Below are 22,634 nucleotides of genomic sequence, written 5' to 3' on the forward strand. Positions count from 1 at the left end.
AGATAAAACTAAAGAGCTCAACAGTTTTGCTGAGCTCTTTATTCGTGTTATTCGTTGTGAGCAACTCGCCTCAAGAAAACAAGTCGCGAATGATTAGATCCAGTTTGCGATTTTATCGAACAAGCGATTTTTATCCGCCGGTTTTACGATGAAGTCAGACATACCCGAAGACCCAATTTTGTCCAACGTGACAGGTGAACTATCCCCTGTATGTGCAATAATAGGTACCGACGCATAGTTTTTATCCGAGCTTCTAATTCGCCTAGACGCTTCTACACCATCCATAATTGGCATTTCGATATCCATCAGAATGAGATCAACATCTTCTTGCTCTAGTGTATCCAGAGCCTGCTGCCCGTCTTCTTTCTGAATCACTTCAAAGCCTTGCTTTTCAAGTAACATTGCCGTGAATTTACGCAAAGATTCATTATCATCCACGACCATAATTGTGCGCTTATTTGAATTATCTAACGTCACCGAGGCCGTTGGTGTCGATACATAGCTTGAATCATATAAGAGACGCTCAATAGTTGGTTTAGTATTCAATAACCAGGCTTGCGTTTCGATCCAAATAGGTTCATATGCAGCCTTGCGTGCTCTCTGAGTCGGATGATGCTCAAAAAGATAAACGATGCGTGCTTCAGTGAAAGACAAGAGAGATTCTAATCTATCCAATTGGTTTGCTCTTGGATCTAAGCTCTCAAGATCGATAAAAATCAGATCGAATTCGAACTCGTATTCTTTCTTTTTAAGTACTTGGTTGGCATCTAAAATCGTCGAGTCAAAGCCCATAAAACGGCTAATATCTGTTACTTTAGACACCAAGATATCTTGGCTAGTCACCGTTAGAATGGTTTTGAGTTTAGTCAGATCGTTTTTGATTTCAGTAACGGTATCAGATGTCGTTAGTGGGAAAGTTAACGTAAATTGAGACCACTCCCCTAACTGAGATTGACACTCAATGTTCCCCCCAAATGAACGCATGACTTTTTTACAAAACGGTAGGCCCAAACCATAACTTCCTGATTTGCCGGTGGTGTAAAAGTCTTGAAAGATATTGCGTAGAACATCATGAGCAATGCCAGCACCATTATCGGTTACAACAATTTGATTAAAGCGTTCTGAACTTATCATGGATACATATATGTGAAAATCTTCAGATTTACGGTGATGGAAGGCATTCTTGAAAAGGTTATACATAACGTATTTAAGTAACGTATCACTACCTAGAAACTCAAACTCACTTCCCGCATCCAGCGATATGGCAAATCGATCAGTGGCACGTTTATAACTGAAGCTTTCAATTGCCTGTTCAACGACCGAGTGAGCTGAATATTTTTTGAAGCTAGAACGAGAAACTCGATTTTCATCAATCGAAGTCAGCAATAAATCGATGGTTTCATTACCCGATTGGATAATATTCATTGCATCCTGACTCACTTCACGTAATAAGGTGACATCTTCTACACTCATGACGTACTGCTCTTTTCCTGCCTCTTTCATGTTGGGCAAGATCGACTGGATAACATCTATTGAAGTGCAAAGCCCACTCAACGGGTTACGCATTTCATGTGCAATCCCTGCCCCGAATGATTTTGCCAGCGAGACTTTTGCTTCATGTTCAACTTGGTTACGAAAATAGAACAAATTACCGAAGACGTAAATAAACAGAAAGATTGGCACATGAGTCCAATCCATGGTCAGGTCCAGATGGAACCCTTTTGCAACCCAAGCGAAGAATGTGGCCAAGCCTATCCCAGCAAAGGTTTGAGCAAACATGACCCTAGTAACATGAACCAGTAAAATGTGTAAGAAAATTGCAGACATAAACGACATAACCCATACATTGGACCAGTCATTCATCAGTAACATATAAAAAAAGAAAAACGGTAAGCACAGCGTTATCGTCACTTGGTAGTAAATAGGAACATAATCTCTCCAAGTCGATGATAAGCGGTTTCTAAAAATGATTCCGAAAAACAATAACGAACAAAACAATCTAAGGGGTAAATTTTCATAAGCCTGTGGAAAGGCAAACTCCCAGACAAAGTAGTACAGCGGAAAGCCAAGAAACCCCATCCAGCCAACGAGAGTTAGGTTTGGTTCTGCATATTGATAAACCTTACGTATCGAGTCCATATAATCTGTTTTGCTTACTCCGCCTGACGCACAACAATGTGATTTTGATTCACTTTTATCGTTTTATTATTAACTAATTATATATTAATTATCATTTATAAGCAGCGCGAAATGACGTAAACAGCTCGCAATACTTATCTTTAGTTTCAATCTTTTAAGACAGCTACACTTGATTTACAACCAAATAAACAAAGTTGCATATAGTTTAGTGTAATTTTGCGATAATCGCTCTGTATCCAATTGGATGTTAATCTCATTTTGTGCAAGAAACTTAAGTCGCGCCTTTGGCACGACTTTCCAACGATTCAAAAACAGTACTCACCGCATATAGCGTGGTGAAGAACAATTGGCTTGGGATGTGTTATGAATTCTGTCCAGATAAAAAATGTCATTTTTGATGTAGGTAATGTATTGGTACGCTGGTCTCCAGTAGAAATCGTTCGCTTAACATTTGGTGGTTCCGTAGAGTCAGAGAAAATGGCTCAGATGCTATTTTCATCACAAATCTGGAAAGATTTAAATAAAGGGACGATCTCCGAAAGGGAAGCAAAACAGCGTTATCAACGTGAACACCGAGTAACGACGGAAGAAATGGACCGCTTCTTTTATTATGTAAAACACACTCAAATATTACTTTACGGCAGTATAGAGCTGTTAAAACGAGTAAAAAGAGCCGGATATGGCGTATATGCGCTCACAGACAACATCAACGAAATTGTGGAACATCTTCGTACTACCTATGAGTTTTGGCCACTGTTTGATGGAGCAATCATCTCTTCTGAAGTTCAATTACTAAAACCACAAGCGGAGATCTACCAAACTCTACTTTCAAAGTATCAGCTTAACCCCGAAGAGACAGTATTTCTTGATGACATGCCTTACAATGTTGAAGGTGCCCGAGCAGTTGGCATGGCTGCTATTCAGTTTGAAAATGCTCAGCAATGTGAGCTCGAACTAAAAGCCATGGGGGTTAACTTCTAGAAAGCTTGTAATAAAACATAACGTTAGGGTGCATAAACAAAAAAGAGCAGTGTTGAGACTGCTCTTATCTAATGTTTTAGAACGCTAGGTTAGGAGTAAATCACGTTTTCCTCAATCCCACTAACTAATGACTGGGCGTTCTTCCAACGGAATACTTTTTCTAACACCTCTTTGCCATCAGGTGCGCACCAAGTTCGCTCTTGATCCTCTTGTCCACCAATGTGGCGATAGAATTCAATCGCAGAAATGTTTTGCGACACAACTTCTAAATAAAGACCTGTGTCTTTAAAGTACTGCTGTTGCCATTCTGCGACAGCAAGTAATAGCTGCTTACCAATCCCACGACCACGGTAACTGTCATCAACATGCAATGCGTCAATAAAGGTTCCACGCTCGAAATCATGGTTGCCGAACACACAAACAAAACCAAGTAGCAAACCTCCCTCCTCCGCCAAGACAATGTGCTGATTGAATGGTGGGTTGGTCAAACGGGTTTGCCAAATCAGCAGTTTGTCGTCAATCGCTTCTTTCTCAAGATAGTTATCACTAAGAATGCCACGGTAATGACGCTTCCAGCTATCCGCATGAAGATGCGCAATGCGCTCGTAGTCCTTATATTCCGCTAATCGTAAATCCATTACGTATTCCTATTTTCTTACATTTTTGCTTCTTTATAGAGTATCGGTATATTCCACCTTTATAACACTTGTTTCTTGGCAGATTTTATACACCTTAAGCCAGAGCTCATTTTTTAATACTACTCATTATTCAATTAAAAGCAAAATATCCCATCAAGTTCCTTAATCTACACCCAAAGGAATAGTCACATTTGTCTAACTTTAATTTGACTTACATGTGTACGCTGATATTCTGGCGAACAGTTGTTAGCTCAAAGTTAGGGATACACCTGTGACTCAAAACAAACCACCTGTTATCTGGTTGAATACATTAATATTTTCTGCCAGTTTTGTTCTGACTTTTATTGTAATGCCTTGGTATGCATATCATTTTGGACTGGGTTGGGAACATCTAATTTGGGGAGTGATTGCATTTAGTTTTACTAACCTTTCTATTACAGCAGGCTATCATCGTCTCTGGAGCCACAAAACATACGAAGCTCATCCTATTTTGCGCGCCATTTTTGCGATTGGAGGAGCATTTTCTTTGCAAAATAGTGCATTACATTGGTCTTCTGATCATCGTGTGCATCACAAACATGTCGACAATAACGATAAAGATCCGTACTCAGCCAAGCGGGGTTTTTGGTATTCTCACATTGGGTGGATGTTACGTGATTACAATAAATCAAAGGAAAACGAATATACAAACTGCCGTGACCTAAAGCGCGACAAAATCGTCATGTGGCAGCATAAGTATTATGTTCCACTTGCCCTACTGACTAATATTGGTTTCCCAGTCATGCTCGGACTGATCTACGGTGATATCTGGGGGATGTTATTGGTCGTTGGTGCGGCTCGACTATTTATGAGTCACCATACAACTTTTTTCATTAACTCCCTCGCACATATTTGGGGTAAGCAAACTTTCACAGACAAAAACACTGCTCGCGATAATGGTGTACTCGCCTTTTTCACATTTGGAGAGGGTTACCATAATTTCCATCATATTTTCGAGAATGACTATCGCAATGGCGTGTATTGGTGGCATTACGACCCAACGAAGTGGTTGATAAAGTCATGTTCTTGGCTAGGACTCACATCTAAGTTGCGCACAACGCCTACATTTAGAATTGAAAAAGCCCGTGCGAGTCAACTTTTGAAGAAAGCAAGAGAAAAGCTAGAATCGAAACCGAACACGCAAACAATCCTCGATCAACTACAGCACGAGTTTGATACTCTAGTTCATCACATGCAGGAATACTACGAGATGCGCAAAGAAGTACTCGGTGCCAAAACTGCCAGTGTGGTAAAAAAATACGAATGTTCTGTAACGAAAATGAAGTACCAGCAAATTAAAGCAGAGTTCGAACGGCAGCAACGTAGTTGGAACCTTATGGTTCGTCGATACGCATAGTTTATCCTCATTCTTACGATTACTTAGCTTCGCTTCGGCGAAGCTTTTTTGTGGTGAAGAGTGTTTTCCAACAATTGCTTATTGAGTAAAGTCTTTTTCCTATTGTGAATCAATTCACTCATTATTCATTCACTTTCCTAGTCATATTTTCCTTCCTATAAATAGCTTCAAACCAGCACATAACACTTAGAAAACCAAATTCCAACAATACAATCTAACGAAATTATTTATTAAATTATTATTTGTCTCAGATCATGCAAGCCCCATATTTGTCTCGTGCCACAGCTAAGAATTCTGTAAATTCCTTGTCATAAACTGAAACAGTTTCTTTCTTTTTTTACATAACATTCGGAGATCCCTATGTTAGAGCTCTTAATTGGCTTAGTGGTTACCATTGCGGTGGGTTACTTTATTGTCAAAGGCTATAAAGCTGCGGGCGTGTTACTGACCGCTGGTATTGCTTTGCTTCTTATGACTGGCGTTTTGGGGCACGACGTGCTGCCGTCAAAAATCACCTCAACTGGTAACATGGTGACAGATGCGCTGGAATACGTGAAATACATGCTTCAATACCGCGGTGGCGGTCTTGGTATGCAAATCATGCTGCTTTGTGGTTTTGCGTCATACATGACTCATATCGGCGCGAACAACGTGGTAGTGAAACAGTTCTCTAAACCGCTTTCTGTCATCAAGTCTCCTTACGTCCTTTTGGTAGCGGCTTACATTGTGGCGTGTTTAATGTCTCTTGCGGTAAGTTCTGCAACAGGCCTTGGCGTACTATTAATGGCGACACTATTCCCTATGATGGTCGCGATGGGCATTTCTCGTCCAGCAGCCGTTGCAGTGTGTGCCTCTCCAGCGGCAATCATTCTTTCTCCTACTTCTGGTGATGTTGTTATCGCAGCAGAAAAGTCTGGTTTAGAGCTTGATGTGTTTGCGGTACAAACTGTGTTGCCTGTTTCTATTTGCGCAATCATCGTCATGGCAGCGGCAGCGTTCTTCTGGAACAAATACTTAGATAAGAAAGAAAATACACCAATGGAAAAAATTGATGTATCAGAGATCAAAGCTGACGCACCAGCGTTTTATGCAGCTCTTCCATTTCTACCTATCATCGGCGTTTTCCTATTCAACGGTCGTACCATTCCAGGACTTAGTCTAGACATCTACACTATTGTGGTTGGTTCGATTTTCCTTGGAGCTCTGATCCATTATGTTGTAAATAAGTTCGATGGTAAGAAGTCACTAGAAGATTTAGATTCTTGTTACGCAGGCATGGCTGACGCGTTTAAAGGCGTTGTGATGCTTTTGGTTGCCGCAGGGGTTTTTGCACAAGGTCTGATGTCTATCGGCGCTATCGATAACCTACTTCATCTCGCAGATAATGCTGGTGCAGGCGGCGTTGCTTTAATGCTTATTCTAACTGCATTGACAGTTGCAGCAGCAATTGCAACGGGTTCGGGTAACGCGCCTTTCTATGCGTTCGTGGAGTTAGCACCATCTTTAGCTGCTAAAATGGGATTAAACCCTGCGTTCCTAATTATCCCGATGCTTCAAGCATCAAACCTAGGCCGTACTATCTCACCGGTATCTGGCGTAATCGTTGCGACATCAGGTATGGCAAACATCAGCCCGTTTGAGGTTGTAAAACGCACATCCGTTCCAGTTCTAGCAGGCCTTATCACGGTGATTATTGGTACTATGGTGCTTGTTCCAATGAGTGCCTAACGGTATTGCCACGATCAAACCAAAAGCAATATCCGAACAAAATTACATTTAATTAAAAACGCCAGCAAATGTGCTGGCGTTTTTTTATTCTAATGTGATGATTTACGCTGACTTAAATCGGTCAGGAATCTTAGTGATGCTCTCTCTGTAGCTAAACCATAAGTAGGTAACGGCAAGCGAAAAGAATAAATATGACAGTGCGAATACGATTGGAGACGTGATTAATTCCGCGGACATTCCCCACAAAACACCGAGTACGGTTATCGTCAACTTAGAAAGCATACCGCAAATGAGTAAGAATAAAGCAAGCTGTGGAAAGCGCGAGCTGCGAAATGCGAAGAAATAACAACTACCTACCGCTAAAGAAGCAATAGATAAGCCCAACATAAATGAATGGATGTGGTCTGCTGATGCGATACCAGCGGATACCGAAGCCATGAGTAATAGGAACAGTTTCATAAGTCACCTCACAACAAATCTAAAAAGCATCCCTTCATAAATGAAAACTCATTTTTCACTATATTTTGCGCCTAAAATCAGCAATTACAAGTTACTTTTTTGCTCGCTTAATGAACATAAAAGCTAATCAGCTTCAATTATTACAAAAGGTTAACAATTAAAAATTAAGAAACCCTTTGCATCTGACACTTACGACACTCAGATGATAAATTCGCCATTTTTGTTACAGATGGTTAACATGGAAACATTTTGAAATTTTTTATTTGAAATGTGAACTGTGTACTCAACAGCGTAAAACCTCTCTGTCTTGACTCATCATTCGTTATTAGTGAACAAAAGATGTCACTTTTCTACAACGTTCTTACTACATACAAAACCATGAATTCACATCCACTTTTAATGTTGCAAATTATTTTATCAGTAACCGTAAAAAGAGATTCCAATCACATATTTATTGGTTATAATCCGCGCTCATTGCGTTAAACGTTGAAAAACGCAAACTAATTTTGAGAAAAAACATCTTTAAACTAACCTTCTTTGCGGCATTGCCAATAAGAGGAAAAACTGAGAATAAAAATGAGCAAGATTGATAAAGCTATGCGCATCCTGTTAGCAGGGTTCTGTATCAACCTTTGTCTTGGCATCCTGTATGCTTGGAGTGTATTCAACAAGGCACTGGTAACTGAATCAGGCTGGAGTGCTGCAGAAGCTTCTGCACCTTACGCAACTGCAACCATCACTTTCTCTATCTGTCTTCTTATTGCAGGTATTCTTCAAGACCGCATGGGCCCTCGAATGATCCTTATCCTAGGTACTGTTCTTACAGGTCTGGGCATGATCGCTTCTGGCTTTGTGAACTCTCCACTAATGCTGAACATTACATTCGGTGTGATCACAGGTGCAGGTATCGGTTTTGGTTACGCATGCCTATCACCTTCTGCGATGAAGTGGTTCCACGCTTCGAAGAAAGGTATGGTTAACGGCATTATTGCGGCAGGTTTCGGTCTAGCGGCTATTTACCTTGCGCCAGTAACTTCTGCGCTAATAGACAGCATGGGCATTCAAACTAGCTTTATGGTTCTTGGTGTTGGTATCCTAGCGATTGCAGTTCCTCTTGCAGCAACCATCAACAACCCACCAGCAGACTACACACCTGCGGAGCCTAAAGTAAAAGAAGGCCAAGCACCTAAAGCGGTGAAAAAGTCAGATGACTTAACTTGGAAAGCAATGTTGAAAACGCCACAGTTCTACTCTCTATGGATCATGTACGCGTTTGCAGCTTCTGTTGGTCTAATGATCATTGGTAACATCACGACAATCGCAAGCGTTCAAGCAAACTTGCCAAACGCGGTTTACCTAGCGTCTATTCTTGCTGTATTTAACTCTGGCGGTCGTGTTGCGGCGGGTATGCTTGCAGATAAAATCGGCGGTGTTCGTACGCTTCTACTCGCGTTCGTTCTACAAGGCGTAAACATGGTGCTGTTCGCGACGTTCGACTCTGAGTTTACACTGATCATCGGTACAGCAATCGCAGCGGTAGGTTACGGCACACTTCTAGCGGTATTCCCTACTCTAACGGCTGAGTTCTACGGTCTGAAAAACTACGGCACTAACTACGGCGTGCTTTACACAGCATGGGGTATCGGTGGTGCAATCGGCGCAGCGGTTGTTGGTTTCTCGATGACAAATGGCGACGGCTACACCTTGGCTTACACAATTTCTTCTGCAATGATGGCAGTATGTATCGTACTTGCGTTCATCACTAAGCCATTGTCTGAAGCGAAAGTAGCACAGCTAAAAAACGCATAATTGCGAATTGATTTGATAGCAAAAAGGCTTAACCTATGGGTTAAGCCTTTTTTTGTTATCGGTCGTTTATGGAAAGCCCTATCAAACTTGCGCCAGACTACTATCTAGAGAACTTCTTCAAGCTGACTCATCACGCAGTAACTTGGTACAGCGATTTACTGACCAAGGAAGAACACGCATGGCTTTGCTCGTTTGATTCTTTGAGCAAACACGCCCAGTGCCTTTTGGTGCGTTTATACAGCCGAAAGGGATGTTGGTTTCGAAGTGATAAGCTGAGTTATCCAGAAATACCTTCTATCAATGAAGCACTGGCAGAATTGAGTCAGCATCAGTTTGTAGCCCTTTCCCCACCCCTTTCTCATCAAGAGTTAGCGGCTAATTTACTAACCAAGCCAGAAATCTCCACGCTTTATCCCGAACTGCCGAAATCACTCAAGAAAGACGCCCTTGTCGAACGTTTGAGTAATGCGGAATTTGATCGTATAGAGAAGCTTGAGTTTACGATCGTCAAACTCAATTCAGCTCATATGATCGACGTGTTGCTCACTCTGTTTTTTGCCAACACCCATCAAGACTTAAGTCAGTTTGTGCTTGATGACTTAGGTTTGCATCAGTTCGAGCAATATCAATTGAGTAAAGTGCGCCGTTTCTTTGATTCACGTGAGCAAATAGACCGTTTAATTGAACTGAGCCAGTTGGCCAACCTGTACTGGCAATTTGACCGAAAAGACAAAGCCAATCTCGACTTATTAATTGAGGCAATGCCTCAGCCCGTTAAACACCGTTACGTAGATCGTAAACGCGAGCACATGTTGAATGACATAGCACGTGATTACGAACGGCTTAATGATCTAGAGACCGCCCTATCTTTATTTAGGCAAACTCAACTCACACCGAGCCGAGAACGACGCGCACGTATCTATGACAAATTAAACCATGATGATTTATTTGGTGACATTGTCACAGGTATGCTTCACTCACCGATCGATGTGTCTGAGCTCGAAGTTGCACAAAAACTTGAGCAACGGTTAAAACGAAAACAAGGCGAGAAAGTGCCAAGAGTGACGAAGCCAACCTGTACGGAATACCGCCTTGAACTGGATTTATCTCAACAGAGAGTCGAACTCGCCAGCAAAGCGTATTTTGAGTCCTTAGGCTGGACAGTATTTTACACCGAAAATGCACTGCTTAATGCATTACTTGGTCTCACTTTTTGGGATGCGATTTTCGCTCCCATCGAAGGCGCATTCATCAATGCCTATCAACATCGTCCTCTGGATTTGTACCATTCTGATTTTGTTACCAAACGCCAAGCTTTGATAGATGCGACGTTTGACGAATTGGAAACGGGCAATACTCATACGTTGTTAACTAGGTACGATGAGAAGTTTGGTATCAGCAATCCATTTGTGCATTGGAGCTTAATAAGTAAAGAGCTACTCGAAATGGCACTCGATACAATCCCAACTAACATGTTGATGGCGCTATTTAAAATACAATTGAGTGACCTAAAGCTTTACCGCAATGGGATGCCTGATCTGATTGCTTTTAAAGGAAACGAGTTCGAATGGATTGAAGTAAAAGGGCCAGGCGATAAACTCCAAGACAACCAATGGCGTTGGATTAAAGAGTTTACTCGCCTTAATGTGCCATTTGCGGTGTGTTACGTCGCCGCAAGTTAACTCTCTTTATATAAAGAGCTTGGCGCATATTCATTAAAACAATTTCTTTTTTACCGCACCTTGCTCTTTTTCTGAAATATTTTTGTTTCTTCACGATCACTTCACGCTTCATCACACACAATGCGCTTCTACTCATTAAGTTGATTTGAAGAGGCAAAATAAAATGAACAAAACACTTCTTGCGTTACTTGTTACCTGCTCAGTTTCGGTATCTGCGGCTCCTTATGTAGGTCTGGAATATGGACTAGGCACCACTGACCATGATTTGGAACCTCACTTTTCAACTGACAACGTAACACTCAACCCTGAGCTTGAAGACGGTATTTTCTCAGGCTTTGTCGGTTACGCATTTAATGACAACTGGGCATTGGAACTGGGTTACAGCCAGTTTGACCTTGATGATAGTCGTTCAAAAAACCTAGGTATCAAGTCAATCGATGGCAAAGATTACCATCATGAAATGGATTGGGATGCGTCAATCAAAGCCAAGCAAGTGTCGTTGGCTCCTGTGTTTAACTATGCATTAAATGATAAATGGACAACAAAATTCAAAGCGGGTTTAACTTACACACAATACAACGCCAAGGTTGCTCAACATCAAGAATACGAACTTGTCACGAACGACGATGTGGAAATGACCAACACGCTTTTCCATAGCTCGGAGAAAAGCAACGAGTTAGGCGCAATGTTCTCTGTGGGCGCGGAATACCAAGTGTTGCCAAAGCTCACCATTGGCGCAAACGCTAAATACCAACTAGACAGCTACGCAAACACTGCATCCTTTAACGTAGGCACAACTTATTACTTCTAATATAAGGAGATGATAATGAAAAGAGTATTTTTAACATCCATGCTTGCCCTACTTTCAAGCTCGGCTTTCGCCGCGTTTAATGGTCCAGAAGTCAGTGCAATCAATACGGTGAAAGAGGCGCGCAACGCAACCGACGACAGCGCTGTAGTGCTAACCGGGCATATTGTTCAATCATTTGGTAACGAGACTTACTTGTTCAAAGACAACACTGGTGAGATCGAAGTAGAGATCGATAACGAAGATTGGATGGGTCAAGAAGTGACACCAAAAGATACCGTAATGATTCGAGGAGAGGTTGACGCAGATTGGACAACTACGCAGATAGACGTTGAGACAATTCAAAAACGTTAAGAAGCTGACTGATACCTCAACACAAATAACACAGCCACATTTTAGTGGCTGTGTTACGCAATAATCATGGAAAACGCTCGTTTAGCTAGTCAAGCAAGGGCAATCTTGCGGTACGACTAACCGTATACTCTTAGGCTGAACATCAAATCTAATGGTTCTCGAATGAAAAGGTTCTCCATCTAAATTAAGAGGCAATGGATTCGGAAAATCTATCTCCAACCAGCTTGCTTTAGTGTACTTCACAAACTCTCCTTTCTCACTCGGGTTATTGATCTCGTCGATTACTTTAGGCAGCTCATGAGGTAAAAATGGGCGTACCAATGTTAGATCCATCAGCCCATCATTAATCATCGCTTTTGGAGCTAACTCTTGCCCACCTCCAGCAAGGCGCCCATTACAAAACGCACCGAGCAACATTTCTCCCTGATACGCACCACCTTCAATCGTTATTGTTCCGTCATATGGTTTAAAGCCAAGTGCTTTTACAACACCAGTTAGCGTGTAAGCTCCGCCGCCAAGAAAGTTTTTGAGTTCAACAGGCGTTTCTGCTGTAACTTCTGCGCCAAACCCTGCTGTTGCCACGTTAATAAAGCAGCGATCGTTCGCTTTGACGCAATCGACCAAAGCGGACTGCCCCTCAACAGCAAGAGATAAAGACGCCTTAATGGAATTAGGTACTTGAATAGCGGTAGCAAAGTCATTGGCGGTACCAAGGGGAATAATGGCTAACTCAGGGCGTTTTTCTTCGTCAATTTGAATAATCGCAGAAGCCGCCTCATTGACGGTCCCATCGCCACCAGCGACAACAATACGTTCAATGCCTTCATCAACCGCTTCTTTTACTAGCCGCGGCATGTCTTGAGATTCCCACGTCACACGCACCTGTACGTCGATGCCTTTTTCTCTCATTTTCATGATTGCATCTCTTAACTCTGGATTCCCAGCTTTTTTTCCGTTAAGGATGGCACGTATTGTCTTTTTCATTGCACTTCCTATTGGTTGATGACTTTTCCTGCTTGCTTAATCTGTGAACGCAACCACTGATGGGCGCTGTCGTTTGTGCGATTAGGATGCCAGATTGTACAAAGCTCATACATTTGTTCATCAAATGGCATTGATAAAGATTTAACATGATAGGTGTTATTGAACAAGTTGATCATCGACTCTGGCATTAAACCAATGTATTCACTACCACAAATAATTGGGAGCATTTCTAGTACGCCTGAGGCTCGATACTTAATCTTTCTCTTATCCAAGTTGACAATGTCATCGGCGTTTAACAAGCTCTTACGACTCTGCCACTGCGAAACCACTACGTGTTCTTCTTCAAAAAATTGTTCAGCCGTAATCTCGTCATTCAGGCGTGGATGCGCTTCGCTACATACCACCACCAAACGCTCCGTAAGTACAGTTTCCAGTTTTAGCACCGTTCTTGCTCTTGGTGTGATATCAATGATCAAATCGTATCGTTGTAACCGCAGATCACTTTCAAAATCTTCCGTAAAAAGCGGATGTACTTCTAATGCAACATTTGGCGCCGACACACGGATTTGTTTCATGACTTGAGGTAGCAACTCAAAGCTTGCAACGGACACACAGGCAATAGAAAACACTCTATTCGACACTTTAGGGTCAAACTCACTAGAGGCTGATAATGTCGAAGTGAAATTTTGTACTGAAGCAAGAAGAGCAGGATAAATATCCATCGCGAACGAGGTTGGTTCGACACCTTTAACGCAACGATGAAACAATGGATCATCGTAGATATCACGTAGCCTTGATAGAGCTTTACTCACCGCAGGTTGGGTGATGTTTAAACGCGCCGCCGCCCGAGACAAGTTACGCTCTTCATAGATGGCAGTGAAAATAGGAATAAGATTAAGGTCAGTCGGTTTCATGCTATTAAATTTTCGAAAGTCATTTCTCTATCTTATCTCTAACAACATGATTTTTCGCGTAACAACGTATGAAAAATGAGCGGGATGGCTTATTTTAATGAGTTTTAACTCAATTTTGACGCATTTCATTCACCACATAGACTGGCATCACTGTGCAACATAAAGCTTGGATTAGGCTTTGCCTAAGTAAGGGGTAAGAAACTCGCAGACTTCCTCTCCACATAAACCCGTTTCTACCTCTATACCTGCTTGTTTTAGAATCTCGATACCTCGGCCACTGTTGCGGGGGTCGGGGTCCAATATGGCTACGACGACTTTGCTTATGCCGGATTTGACTAATGTCACCGCGCAAGCTGGCGTGCGACCAACAAACGAACACGGTTCCAGCGTAACGTATGCCGTCACCGATTCTAACGAGCCTTGATACGCATTCAGCGCTTCCACTTCCGCGTGATTGCCACCAATCGCTTGAGTATGACCTTCAGAAACGATTTGATTGTCTTTCACTAACACGCAACCAACCGGCGGGTTGGGTTGACACTCAGGAAGCGCATTTTTGGACACTTCCAATGCGCGGCGCATAAACTCTTGGCTCATTTGAACTCTATTCTCTAATAAAACGAGGCGCTATATTAGCGCCCCGTTTTATTCATTGCCATCTCTTCCAATGACTTTGTCCAGTTCTGGTAACGCTCGCGGAATACGGAATTTAAAGCGTTTTTGTTTGGTCTGGATTTTGCGCCACATCGACTTCATTAAATAAGCGCTATTTTCACCACTTTGCATTCGCGACGCACTTTTTTGCCACGATTCACTCGTATCGGCTTTGCTCATTTCCAGCTCTGCCGTATTTAAACGCAATTGTTTGTACAATATGGTCCTTGCTTCAGACCAACGTTTAGCCTTTAAGAAACGGTGGAACGTCAACCATGCTGGTGTCGGTCTGTTGCGGTAGTAACGTTTAATGGCTACCAATGAAATAATCACAAAACCCAGCAATACAAGCGTGGAAACAATCCATGCAAAGTACGTTCTGATGAAGGACTTCAACGTGTGCTTCGCGGCAAAAGTTTTGCCCTCTAACATCACCGTTTCCACTTGCTGAGTCTTACTGTTCCACCAACGGAACTCATAATCTGGCAGGGTTAATTCACCACCTTGTTGAATCACGTACACGCTCTCTTCTGTGCGTGTTGACTGGTAATCACCACGTGTTTGCGTATCTGTCAAACGGTAGGGTTGAGGATACGCTTGATAACGGGTTGTTGATTCTCCTTTCAACAAGTCTGGTAGCAATACAGATAGTGAATCTTGAGCCGAAATGGTGATTTTACGCGTGATTGCATCCCCAACTTTGAGTGACTCAGTGGAGGTATCCCACTCTTGCTTTACCTCTACATCTGTTGCAGCAAACCAAGGTGTCTCACCACTCAGCAGGCCCGATGGCAAGACGGTTTTGAACTTAATCGGCTGCGTGTAAAGTGTGCCTGACACCTTCTCGCCGTCCGGCGCAGACACCTGAACGCCCACTGCGACAGGTGGAATCACAAAATCACCAGAAGCTTGAGGATACAAAGTCACTTCCCAGCGTTGACGCGACCAAGTTTGCCCCTCTTTTTGCTCAGTAAAGTTGGTTGCTAGTTGATTACGCTGTTTGGCGATAACATTGGGTATTTCAATATTGCCAATTCTCGTACCACCCGTAAACCAACGCGGCGTTGCCACTTCGATGGTTAAAATAACTTGCTCATTGACGCTAAAACTTGGTGTTTTCCGCTTCTCTCCAGCCGTTGGTTGTTGACCAACCCACGCTTGTAACTCAACACCATGCTCTCGTTGAACGTCACGAATATCTTGAGCCAACACACTACTGCTCAGGAGGGAACCGAAACAGATAACTAACCACAAGGGTAAAGCAAAGGGCGTAAAACGGTGGCTTTTCATCATTGCACCGCCTCCTCTGTATTTTCGTTCGCAGTAGAGGTTGATTCTCCGGTTTCTATTGAACGCAATTGAATCTGAAACTTCGCATTTAAGAAGTATTTAGGATCCGCTTCGACTCGCTTTAACCATTTGTCGGCTAATTCTTGGCTACCTAAGATGTCGTCTGCACTTAACGTCTCTTTAATCATCAACTCCGCTGACGTTTTTTCATCCGCCCCTTCTGCGGTTTGAGGGTTATCGCCTAGCTCGGTTGATGCTTCTTGCTCTGTTCCTGCCTGACTCTCACTCATCCGGTTGATGTCCTCTACAATACCACCAATCACTTTCAAGTTATGCTCAACATCCGGTCTTAGCCTCTCGCTCAACGTTGGCTTGTTGGCTAGGGATTTTAACAAGTCACGTGCAGCCAAATATTCACGCTGACGCGCCAATGCACTCGCCGCATTATAAAGACCGTAATCTCGAACCTCTTCGGACGGGTCGTTTTGCATCTCCAAAAACGCACTGTGCGCGAGTTCAAACTCGCTAGCGTAGTAGTAAGCCGTACCTTTGCGTAATGGATCGACAAAGTGTTTCGCGGCTTCTAAATACGCTTGTTTGTTGAACAAACGCTGTCCTTGTTGATCTGGCGTTAGCCACAAATCCCACCACCATTGCGCCACCTTGTCGAAAGCCGTCACTTTTTGCACAACTTGTGGCTGCTCGGCTTTAACTGAAATGTTCTCGGCCATTGCACTGGTTGGCATCAATAACGTGCCGCTCACCATTACAATCACGCACCACTGCACTAACCACCCTTTTCTAAACCACAGCATCATGATCAGCGCGATTGGGAACAGAAGTTGATACCCCATGTCTTTCCAAGGCATTGAAGATTCGCCATTAAGCTGCATATTGCGCTCAACGTATCGGTTCAGTTGCTCGATATCACTGTTATCGACGGTCACTTCCACCAATCGACCGTTGGTCTGGCTGGCCAGTTTTTGTAGAGAATCCAAATCCATTGGGTTGTTACTCACAATGCCAGCGTTCCCTGCCGCAAGAATTAACAGTTGATAAGGTTTGCCCGAGAAATACGCTTGGTATTGCTCAATCGTGGCCGGGTTCACACCGTCGCTCACCAACAGAACGGTGGAGCCTGGTTGACCTTGCAATTGTTGATCAATTAACGGCAAGGCTTTTTCGGCAAGCTTACCTTGCACGGGCATAATTTCTGGCGTAATGGCCGCCAAAAATGGGTCAAATACTTTGCTGTCTTGAGTTATAGGCATCGCGACATGAGCACTGCCCGCGAACACGACTAAACCCGTTTTTCCGCCTTTTCGCGCGGCTAGCAAATCGCGTATTTTCTGTTTGGAACGCTCAAGGCGGCTTGGTGGGAGATCTTTTTGCAGCATCGAGTCGCTGTTATCAAGCACCACAAGCATAGAGGCTTTATCTTCGCCAAAGGGAGAAGATTCTCGTTGCCACGTTGGGCCTGCACAAATCACAATGGCGATGAACACAATCAGCATCAAGAGCTTAAGCGGCAGTTGCTTACGCCAGCCTCGCTCACCTATCGTCAAAGCATTGCGTAAATGTTCGGGCAGAATATCCTTCCAGCTTGGCTTGCTTTCTTCTCGCCAGCGTAACCACACCAAGAAAAACATGGGGACCAAAGCCAGTAACCACAGTGGTCGAATAAAATGAAACTGCGTAAAGAATTGCGTCCAACTAAGAGAATCAAACATCGCTCTCTCCTAATGATGATCGTGTAACAGCCCTTCTTTTAAGTGTTGCGACGCTGAACGCGAGCAAATGCATGATGACCACTAACACCATCAAGTAATGATGAAGGCTTTGTTTTGGGCGGTATGTGGTGCTTTCGTAAAGTTGAGGTTCCAGTTTGCCAATTTCGTCGTAGGCAACCGATAGTTCATCACGGTTGAGTGCTTCAAACGCTTCACCGCCGGATTCTTTCGCAATGCGATGAATCGTGTCCATATCCAACGCGGTTTCACCTATCGTTTCCGGATCACCCATCGCAATCACGTGCACTCGCACGCCTTTGGCTTTCGCAACTTTCGCCGCATCAATCGGTTCAACAAAACTGCCCGTGTCGTTACCATCGGTTAATACAATCGCGACTTTTTCACGGTTTTGATCTTGTTCTAAAGCACCACGCGACTTATCGCTTTGCTCAAAAACTTTAATCGCTAAGCCAATCGCATCACCAAGATGGGTACTCTGCCCTGCCATTGCCACATCGGTTTGGTTAAGCAGTTCGAGCCACACTTTTTGGTCTGCGGTAAATGGCGTTTGCACGAAAGCAGCATCACCAAAAAGCACCAAGCCTAATCGGTCACCTTTACGAGACTGAACAAACTCCGACAGCACTTCTTTTGCCGCATCAAGACGAGAAATTTTTTCGCCTGTACGTGAGGTGAAATCTGGCTCGGCCATGGAGCCCGAAAGATCCACCACCACCATCACATCGCGCCCTAAACTCTCGCGAACTTGAGGTTCGCCTAACACGGTGGGTTTTGCCATCGCACACACCACCAAAAGCCATGAGAGAATTAACGTTGCTCGTTGCCACCAACTCGGGATCAACTGGCTTGCACCTTCTGATGGCGTCTCGCCAATCGCTTCCACCAGCTGACTAAAAAACGGCACTTTGATCGCCATTTGCTTAGTGCGATATGCAGGCACCAAGTAGTACACCACCAACGGCAAGGGCAAAACCAGAAACCACATTGGGTGAGCAAATTCAAAACCAGACAAACCAGTTATCGATGCAAGAAGATCATTCATGTTGACCTCCCTGATGTGCTTTGCGTTTCAATCGTGGTGATTTATTTGCCGCGCTTTTTTGAGCATCACAACGGTGCTCACTCACCCAGTTTTTCGCACGAGCAATAAGCGTTACTCGCTCTTCGTTGGTTAGCGTAACGCTTGGGTCAACAATACTTTGTAGCCAGCACTTTGAAAGCTCATCGTTAAAAACCATTTGCGAGTTTGCTTGAGAATCTTCGGTTTGCGGATACAGCGCATCGAGCTTGCGCAGAAAGGCGGTATCAAACAATTTCGCGTTGCGGCTATCAATATGAATCAGCACTACTTTAAGCACCGAGAACAATGCTTTAGGCATATCTTTGTCGCTCGATTTGATTTGCGAAATCGCCATTAGAGCTTCTTTTCGGTAACGATTATGCCACCATTGCCGAGCCAATCGATATACGACATACACCAATGCAATGAGCACAACCGCCGCTAAAATTTTCCAGCCAATAGTTTGCGGGTACCAACTCACGCTGGGTGGTACAGCCACATCATGCAGCTCTCTGAGTATGTAGGTACTCGGAGGCGTAGGAAGATCACTCATTTAACGCCCTCCTACCAGTTTTTGGAATTGTTTAATGTGCTCACCTGTCGTATCGAGTTCGATGTGTGGAAGGTGTTTCATCGCCATAAGTTGAGAGAGTGATTGACGCTGTAAGCTAGTTCGAGCCTCAAGCTTTGCGCTCGCAGCTTCTACCTTTGCTTTGCTGTCTAAGTTGAGTTGATACTGCCCATCACCAACCACCCATTTCGATTTTGCCAAATCGTCTGGTAACGTTTGTTCTAATGGGTCACTAACCATCACTGCGAGAACATCATTGTGCTGTTGCAGCTGTTTAAGGTGATCAAGATGGTGCTCCTCGCAGTCGCTCCAGTCGCTGATAAAAATCAAAGTGGATTGCTTGAGCTTCATGCGTTTAATGAGCTCAATCCATTGACTGAACGTTACTTTTTCGGAATTGCGGGAGTCCACATTGAGCGATTGATTGGCTCTAGCGAGACGCTTAAGCTGCGCCAGAAGATCGTTTTGCGAACGCTGTGCCTTGCTGTGAAACAACGCCTGCTGGGATGCGATGACAAAACCGACTCGGTCGCCATCTTTTAATACTCGCCACCCACACATCGCTGCGATCTCTGCCGCGACAACCGATTTCATTACTTGCGTCGAAGCAAAAAACATTGTGCTTCTCTGGTCGACACACACGATTACGTTGCGATCTTTTTCTTCTGTATAACTGCGTACGTGCGGCTTACCTGTACGCATCGTAACTTTCCAATCAAGGTTACGAATATCGTCACCCAATTGGTAATGGCGCAGCTCTTCGAAGTTCAATCCACGACCGCGAAACAACGAATTGTGTCGGCCAGAGAGTACGCTACCCGCCTTTAGGTGAGGAAGTAAACTGAATGATTCTGCTTGTGCTTGCAGACGTACTAAACGAGCGTAATCGCAGTACAAACGGGGATCCATCCCCTGTGATTTTGGCGCAAGAGTTGGCTTAGCCATAATGCCTCCCACTTACCCAATTTCTACACAATCTAGCAGCTCTTGTACGACTCGTTGGTGATCGACTCCGTCTGCTAGTGCATCGTAGGTCAAAGAAAAACGGTGGCCCAATACAGACGGAACCATGGCACGCACATCGTCAGGAGTAACGTGGTCACGTCCTTGCATCCACGCATACGCACGAGCGCATTTGTCGAGAGCGATGGAAGCACGAGGACTAGAGCCAATCTCAATCCATTTTGCTAAGTTTGAATCGGCATAACGCTCTGGCTTACGAGTCGCCATCACTAACGCAACGATGTAGTTTTCCACTAGGTCTGATACCACGATGTTTGGTAACTGACGACGCGCTTCTAGCACCACGTCTGGCTCGATGTGTTTTGGCGTAATAATTTCGCTGCTGGTTTCCGCACCCAATTCTTCACTGCGCACCAAACGAATGATGTCACGTTCTGCATCATCTTCTGGATAATCGACGGTAACCTTCATGATAAAGCGGTCCATTTGCGCTTCTGGCAGCGGGTACGTGCCCTCTTGCTCTACAGGGTTTTGCGTTGCAAGCACCATAAATAAGTCCGGCAATACGTGAGTTTTATCGCCTACCGTGATTGTGCCTTCGGCCATGGCTTCAAGCAGTGCGGCTTGTACTTTGGCTGGTGCACGGTTGACCTCATCAGCGAGTACAATGCTGTTAAAAATTGGCCCTGGCTGAAAGTGCAGTTGCGGCTTGCCATCCAGCTCTTGATAAACCTCAGTGCCCGTCACGTCAGATGGTAAAAGATCCGGCGTAAACTGGATTCGACCAAAACTGGTGTTTAACAAGTTCGCCAAGGATTTTACGGAACGTGTTTTTGCCGTTCCCGGTAAACCTTCTAGCAGAATGTGCCCGTTCGTTAATAACCCGATAACTAAAGCTCGAACCACGTGGCTTTGTCCAATAACGCTTTTTTCTGCTTGTTCGATGAGTTCATTTATCGCTTGTTGTGCGTGATTCATAGGGTACCTTTTCAATGGTTTAAGCCGCCTTTTTCAATAGTTAAGTATAAGAACAAATAAAATAACTTGAGGTTATATTCGCTATATTATTTTTGCGGCTCGTCAGACTTGAGGAGCTGTGCAAGACCAACCAACATTGGTAACGCATAATCGAAGAACATTTTGATTCCCACACACAGATAGTTTAGACCACTCTCACCATTCGGCGTTTTGATCAAACGATTTTTGGGGCACTCACCCCAACAATAAGGCAGGTAAGGGCATTGCTTACAATACGTCGGCAATGAATCGCGTTTTGCCATGCCAAAAGTATATTGTCTTGTAGAGAAGGCCATTTCATTCAGTGAGTGTTCATGAATGTTGGCGAGTTTGTATTCTGGATACACATAGTGGTCGCAACTGAACACGTCGCCATTGTGCTCAATCGCCAACCCTTTGCCACAAAACTCCGCCGTCACGCAAAGCTGAGACGGTTTCCCCATTACTTGCGCCACCGCGGTTTCAAACAGATTAACCAGCACACGGCCAAGATCGTTATTCACCCACTCTTCAAAGGTCGCCATTAAAAAGCGTCCCCAGTCTTCAGGACCGACTGACCAATCCGTTACAACAGACATAGGATGCCCCGGTTTAGCCAGATCACTGCCTTTGGTTGGGATCATCTGTTCGTTCCAAAACTGCGGCGCGGTTGTTTGGAAGTTGTTGGCTTCTACCACCGGCGCAAACTGAATATAAGTCACACCCAATTCTTGGGTTAAAAATCGATATACTTCGAGCGGGTATTTCGCATTGTGACGATTCACCGTGACCAACGCGTTGAATTTCACGCCATGCGCTTTGAGCTTATCTACCGCTTTCATCACGAGATCAAACGTTGGCTTACCGCTGCGGGTTTTGCGATATTTGTCGTGCAGCTCTCGTGGTCCATCAATCGACAAGCCAACTAGGAAGTTGTGCTCTTTTAAAAACGCACACCACTCATCGTTTAGCAAAATGCCGTTGGTCTGAAGGTCGTTTTCAATGCGAACGCCTTTCGGCTGATATTTCTTTTGCAAAGCTACGACATTGCGGAAATAGTCCAACCCAAGCAGCGTCGGCTCCCCGCCCTGCCATGAGAATACAATTTCTTCGCCATCCTGACTTTCGATATAGCTTTTCACGAACGCTTCCAGTGTTGCGTCGTCCATTTTTGGCTGCTTTTCTTGGTGCAGTAGATTTTCTTTATGCAGATAAAAGCAGTACTGACAATCGATGTTGCACTTTGCTCCGCCTGGCTTCGCCATCACATGGAATCGACGGTCATACGCGCCCAGAACCGGCGCTTTAGACGCCGTTTTAAGAGGAACAATAGGCATAGTAGTAGAATGGCGAGGGGAAATCTTACTCATACGTTTCTCACTATTACATATACCCAAATAACCTCGTGAGCGCTGTACAGCAAAAGTGAAGCTATTTGGGTATATAGCGCTCCAAAA

At 44.0% G+C, this 22,634-nt stretch carries 20 protein-coding genes; 7 read left to right on the top strand and 13 right to left on the bottom strand.

What is annotated here, in order from left to right:
• Window positions 1–93 precede the first annotated feature (93 nt).
• Window positions 94–2,139, bottom strand: a complete 2,046-nt coding sequence (locus L3V37_RS11015) for a response regulator (protein WP_237306316.1) — start codon at window positions 2,137–2,139, stop codon at window positions 94–96.
• A 363-nt stretch (window positions 2,140–2,502) separates the two neighbouring features.
• Here L3V37_RS11015 and L3V37_RS11020 point away from each other — a divergent pair, with 363 nt between their 5' ends.
• On the top strand, window positions 2,503–3,120 hold the full coding sequence (locus tag L3V37_RS11020) for an HAD family phosphatase (protein ID WP_237306317.1): 618 nt from the start codon (window positions 2,503–2,505) through the stop codon (window positions 3,118–3,120).
• Window positions 3,121–3,209: 89 nt separating this feature from the next.
• Here the strand turns inward: L3V37_RS11020 and L3V37_RS11025 are convergent, their stop codons facing one another.
• A complete protein-coding gene (locus L3V37_RS11025) occupies window positions 3,210–3,758 on the bottom strand; it encodes a GNAT family N-acetyltransferase (RefSeq protein WP_237306318.1) in 549 nt (182 codons plus the stop codon).
• A 271-nt stretch (window positions 3,759–4,029) separates the two neighbouring features.
• On the opposite strand from L3V37_RS11025, the gene L3V37_RS11030 reads away from it, so the two are divergent.
• Window positions 4,030–5,154 carry a fatty acid desaturase gene (locus tag L3V37_RS11030; RefSeq protein ID WP_017821552.1) on the top strand — a complete coding sequence of 375 codons (1,125 nt, stop codon included), beginning with the start codon at window positions 4,030–4,032 and terminating at the stop codon, window positions 5,152–5,154.
• A gap of 360 nt (window positions 5,155–5,514) precedes the next feature.
• On the top strand, window positions 5,515–6,882 hold the full coding sequence (dcuC, locus tag L3V37_RS11035; RefSeq protein ID WP_005376528.1) for an anaerobic C4-dicarboxylate transporter DcuC: 1,368 nt from the start codon (window positions 5,515–5,517) through the stop codon (window positions 6,880–6,882).
• Window positions 6,883–6,984: 102 nt separating this feature from the next.
• Here the strand turns inward: dcuC and L3V37_RS11040 are convergent, their stop codons facing one another.
• Window positions 6,985–7,341: an NADH:ubiquinone oxidoreductase gene (locus tag L3V37_RS11040; protein WP_130546254.1), complete on the bottom strand. Its 357-nt coding sequence runs from the start codon at window positions 7,339–7,341 to the stop codon at window positions 6,985–6,987.
• Between the two features lie 576 nt (window positions 7,342–7,917).
• On the opposite strand from L3V37_RS11040, the gene L3V37_RS11045 reads away from it, so the two are divergent.
• The 4 genes from L3V37_RS11045 to L3V37_RS11060 all read left to right on the top strand — a co-directional run bounded on the left by L3V37_RS11045 (window position 7,918) and on the right by L3V37_RS11060 (window position 11,994).
• Window positions 7,918–9,150 carry an OFA family MFS transporter gene (locus L3V37_RS11045; RefSeq protein WP_005388232.1) on the top strand — a complete coding sequence of 411 codons (1,233 nt, stop codon included), beginning with the start codon at window positions 7,918–7,920 and terminating at the stop codon, window positions 9,148–9,150.
• 68 nt (window positions 9,151–9,218) lie between these two features.
• Window positions 9,219–10,832, top strand: a complete 1,614-nt coding sequence (locus L3V37_RS11050; protein ID WP_237306319.1) for a VRR-NUC domain-containing protein — start codon at window positions 9,219–9,221, stop codon at window positions 10,830–10,832.
• Window positions 10,833–10,995: 163 nt separating this feature from the next.
• On the top strand, window positions 10,996–11,643 hold the full coding sequence (locus tag L3V37_RS11055; RefSeq protein ID WP_237306320.1) for an AcfA family outer membrane beta-barrel protein: 648 nt from the start codon (window positions 10,996–10,998) through the stop codon (window positions 11,641–11,643).
• A 15-nt stretch (window positions 11,644–11,658) separates the two neighbouring features.
• The gene (locus L3V37_RS11060) at window positions 11,659–11,994 is read left to right on the top strand and encodes a YgiW/YdeI family stress tolerance OB fold protein (protein WP_086047454.1); all 336 of its coding nucleotides are present in this window, start codon (window positions 11,659–11,661) and stop codon (window positions 11,992–11,994) included.
• An 81-nt stretch (window positions 11,995–12,075) separates the two neighbouring features.
• Here L3V37_RS11060 and yegS read toward each other — a convergent pair whose 3' ends face one another.
• From yegS to L3V37_RS11110, 10 genes are all read right to left on the bottom strand, one after another.
• Window positions 12,076–12,978: a lipid kinase YegS gene (gene yegS, locus L3V37_RS11065; protein WP_237306321.1), complete on the bottom strand. Its 903-nt coding sequence runs from the start codon at window positions 12,976–12,978 to the stop codon at window positions 12,076–12,078.
• Window positions 12,979–12,986: 8 nt separating this feature from the next.
• Window positions 12,987–13,892, bottom strand: a complete 906-nt coding sequence (locus tag L3V37_RS11070) for a LysR family transcriptional regulator (RefSeq protein ID WP_130546259.1) — start codon at window positions 13,890–13,892, stop codon at window positions 12,987–12,989.
• A 171-nt stretch (window positions 13,893–14,063) separates the two neighbouring features.
• Window positions 14,064–14,489 (bottom strand): bifunctional diaminohydroxyphosphoribosylaminopyrimidine deaminase/5-amino-6-(5-phosphoribosylamino)uracil reductase RibD, encoded by a 426-nt coding sequence (locus L3V37_RS11075; RefSeq protein ID WP_130546260.1) that lies wholly within the window; start codon window positions 14,487–14,489, stop codon window positions 14,064–14,066.
• Between the two features lie 48 nt (window positions 14,490–14,537).
• A complete protein-coding gene (locus L3V37_RS11080; RefSeq protein WP_237306322.1) occupies window positions 14,538–15,839 on the bottom strand; it encodes a BatD family protein in 1,302 nt (433 codons plus the stop codon).
• Window positions 15,836–17,566: a VWA domain-containing protein gene (locus L3V37_RS11085; RefSeq protein WP_130546262.1), complete on the bottom strand. Its 1,731-nt coding sequence runs from the start codon at window positions 17,564–17,566 to the stop codon at window positions 15,836–15,838. The genes L3V37_RS11080 and L3V37_RS11085 overlap by 4 nt, the downstream gene beginning before the upstream one ends.
• Entirely contained in the window at window positions 17,559–18,629 is a 1,071-nt protein-coding gene (locus L3V37_RS11090) for a VWA domain-containing protein (protein WP_237306323.1), read from the bottom strand. The genes L3V37_RS11085 and L3V37_RS11090 overlap by 8 nt, the downstream gene beginning before the upstream one ends.
• Window positions 18,622–19,200 carry a DUF4381 domain-containing protein gene (locus L3V37_RS11095; protein WP_237306324.1) on the bottom strand — a complete coding sequence of 193 codons (579 nt, stop codon included), beginning with the start codon at window positions 19,198–19,200 and terminating at the stop codon, window positions 18,622–18,624. The genes L3V37_RS11090 and L3V37_RS11095 overlap by 8 nt, the downstream gene beginning before the upstream one ends.
• A complete protein-coding gene (locus tag L3V37_RS11100; protein WP_130546265.1) occupies window positions 19,201–20,163 on the bottom strand; it encodes a DUF58 domain-containing protein in 963 nt (320 codons plus the stop codon).
• A gap of 12 nt (window positions 20,164–20,175) precedes the next feature.
• Entirely contained in the window at window positions 20,176–21,159 is a 984-nt protein-coding gene (locus L3V37_RS11105) for a MoxR family ATPase (protein WP_130546266.1), read from the bottom strand.
• An 86-nt stretch (window positions 21,160–21,245) separates the two neighbouring features.
• Window positions 21,246–22,547 carry an anaerobic sulfatase maturase gene (locus tag L3V37_RS11110; RefSeq protein ID WP_130546267.1) on the bottom strand — a complete coding sequence of 434 codons (1,302 nt, stop codon included), beginning with the start codon at window positions 22,545–22,547 and terminating at the stop codon, window positions 21,246–21,248.
• Between the last annotated feature and the right edge of the window lie 87 nt (window positions 22,548–22,634).

It is taken from the genome of Vibrio sp. D54 (assembly GCF_021728075.1).
Lineage (GTDB): Bacteria > Pseudomonadota > Gammaproteobacteria > Enterobacterales > Vibrionaceae > Vibrio > Vibrio alginolyticus.

Excerpts from the sequence above, each read along its gene's own strand:
- L3V37_RS11015 (WP_237306316.1), bottom strand. The coding sequence starts at position 2,139 with ATGGACTCGATACGTAAGGTTTATCAATATGCAGAACCAAACCTAACT.
- L3V37_RS11070 (WP_130546259.1), bottom strand. The coding sequence starts at position 13,892 with ATGAAACCGACTGACCTTAATCTTATTCCTATTTTCACTGCCATCTAT.
- dcuC (WP_005376528.1), top strand. The coding sequence starts at position 5,515 with ATGTTAGAGCTCTTAATTGGCTTAGTGGTTACCATTGCGGTGGGTTAC.
- L3V37_RS11060 (WP_086047454.1), top strand. The coding sequence starts at position 11,659 with ATGAAAAGAGTATTTTTAACATCCATGCTTGCCCTACTTTCAAGCTCG.
- L3V37_RS11075 (WP_130546260.1), bottom strand. The coding sequence starts at position 14,489 with ATGAGCCAAGAGTTTATGCGCCGCGCATTGGAAGTGTCCAAAAATGCG.
- L3V37_RS11085 (WP_130546262.1), bottom strand. The coding sequence starts at position 17,566 with ATGTTTGATTCTCTTAGTTGGACGCAATTCTTTACGCAGTTTCATTTT.
- L3V37_RS11055 (WP_237306320.1), top strand. The coding sequence starts at position 10,996 with ATGAACAAAACACTTCTTGCGTTACTTGTTACCTGCTCAGTTTCGGTA.
- L3V37_RS11105 (WP_130546266.1), bottom strand. The coding sequence starts at position 21,159 with ATGAATCACGCACAACAAGCGATAAATGAACTCATCGAACAAGCAGAA.
- yegS (WP_237306321.1), bottom strand. The coding sequence starts at position 12,978 with ATGAAAAAGACAATACGTGCCATCCTTAACGGAAAAAAAGCTGGGAAT.
- L3V37_RS11110 (WP_130546267.1), bottom strand. The coding sequence starts at position 22,547 with ATGAGTAAGATTTCCCCTCGCCATTCTACTACTATGCCTATTGTTCCT.
- L3V37_RS11020 (WP_237306317.1), top strand. The coding sequence starts at position 2,503 with ATGAATTCTGTCCAGATAAAAAATGTCATTTTTGATGTAGGTAATGTA.
- L3V37_RS11050 (WP_237306319.1), top strand. The coding sequence starts at position 9,219 with ATGGAAAGCCCTATCAAACTTGCGCCAGACTACTATCTAGAGAACTTC.
- L3V37_RS11040 (WP_130546254.1), bottom strand. The coding sequence starts at position 7,341 with ATGAAACTGTTCCTATTACTCATGGCTTCGGTATCCGCTGGTATCGCA.
- L3V37_RS11080 (WP_237306322.1), bottom strand. The coding sequence starts at position 15,839 with ATGATGAAAAGCCACCGTTTTACGCCCTTTGCTTTACCCTTGTGGTTA.
- L3V37_RS11095 (WP_237306324.1), bottom strand. The coding sequence starts at position 19,200 with ATGAGTGATCTTCCTACGCCTCCGAGTACCTACATACTCAGAGAGCTG.
- L3V37_RS11100 (WP_130546265.1), bottom strand. The coding sequence starts at position 20,163 with ATGGCTAAGCCAACTCTTGCGCCAAAATCACAGGGGATGGATCCCCGT.
- L3V37_RS11045 (WP_005388232.1), top strand. The coding sequence starts at position 7,918 with ATGAGCAAGATTGATAAAGCTATGCGCATCCTGTTAGCAGGGTTCTGT.
- L3V37_RS11025 (WP_237306318.1), bottom strand. The coding sequence starts at position 3,758 with ATGGATTTACGATTAGCGGAATATAAGGACTACGAGCGCATTGCGCAT.
- L3V37_RS11090 (WP_237306323.1), bottom strand. The coding sequence starts at position 18,629 with ATGAATGATCTTCTTGCATCGATAACTGGTTTGTCTGGTTTTGAATTT.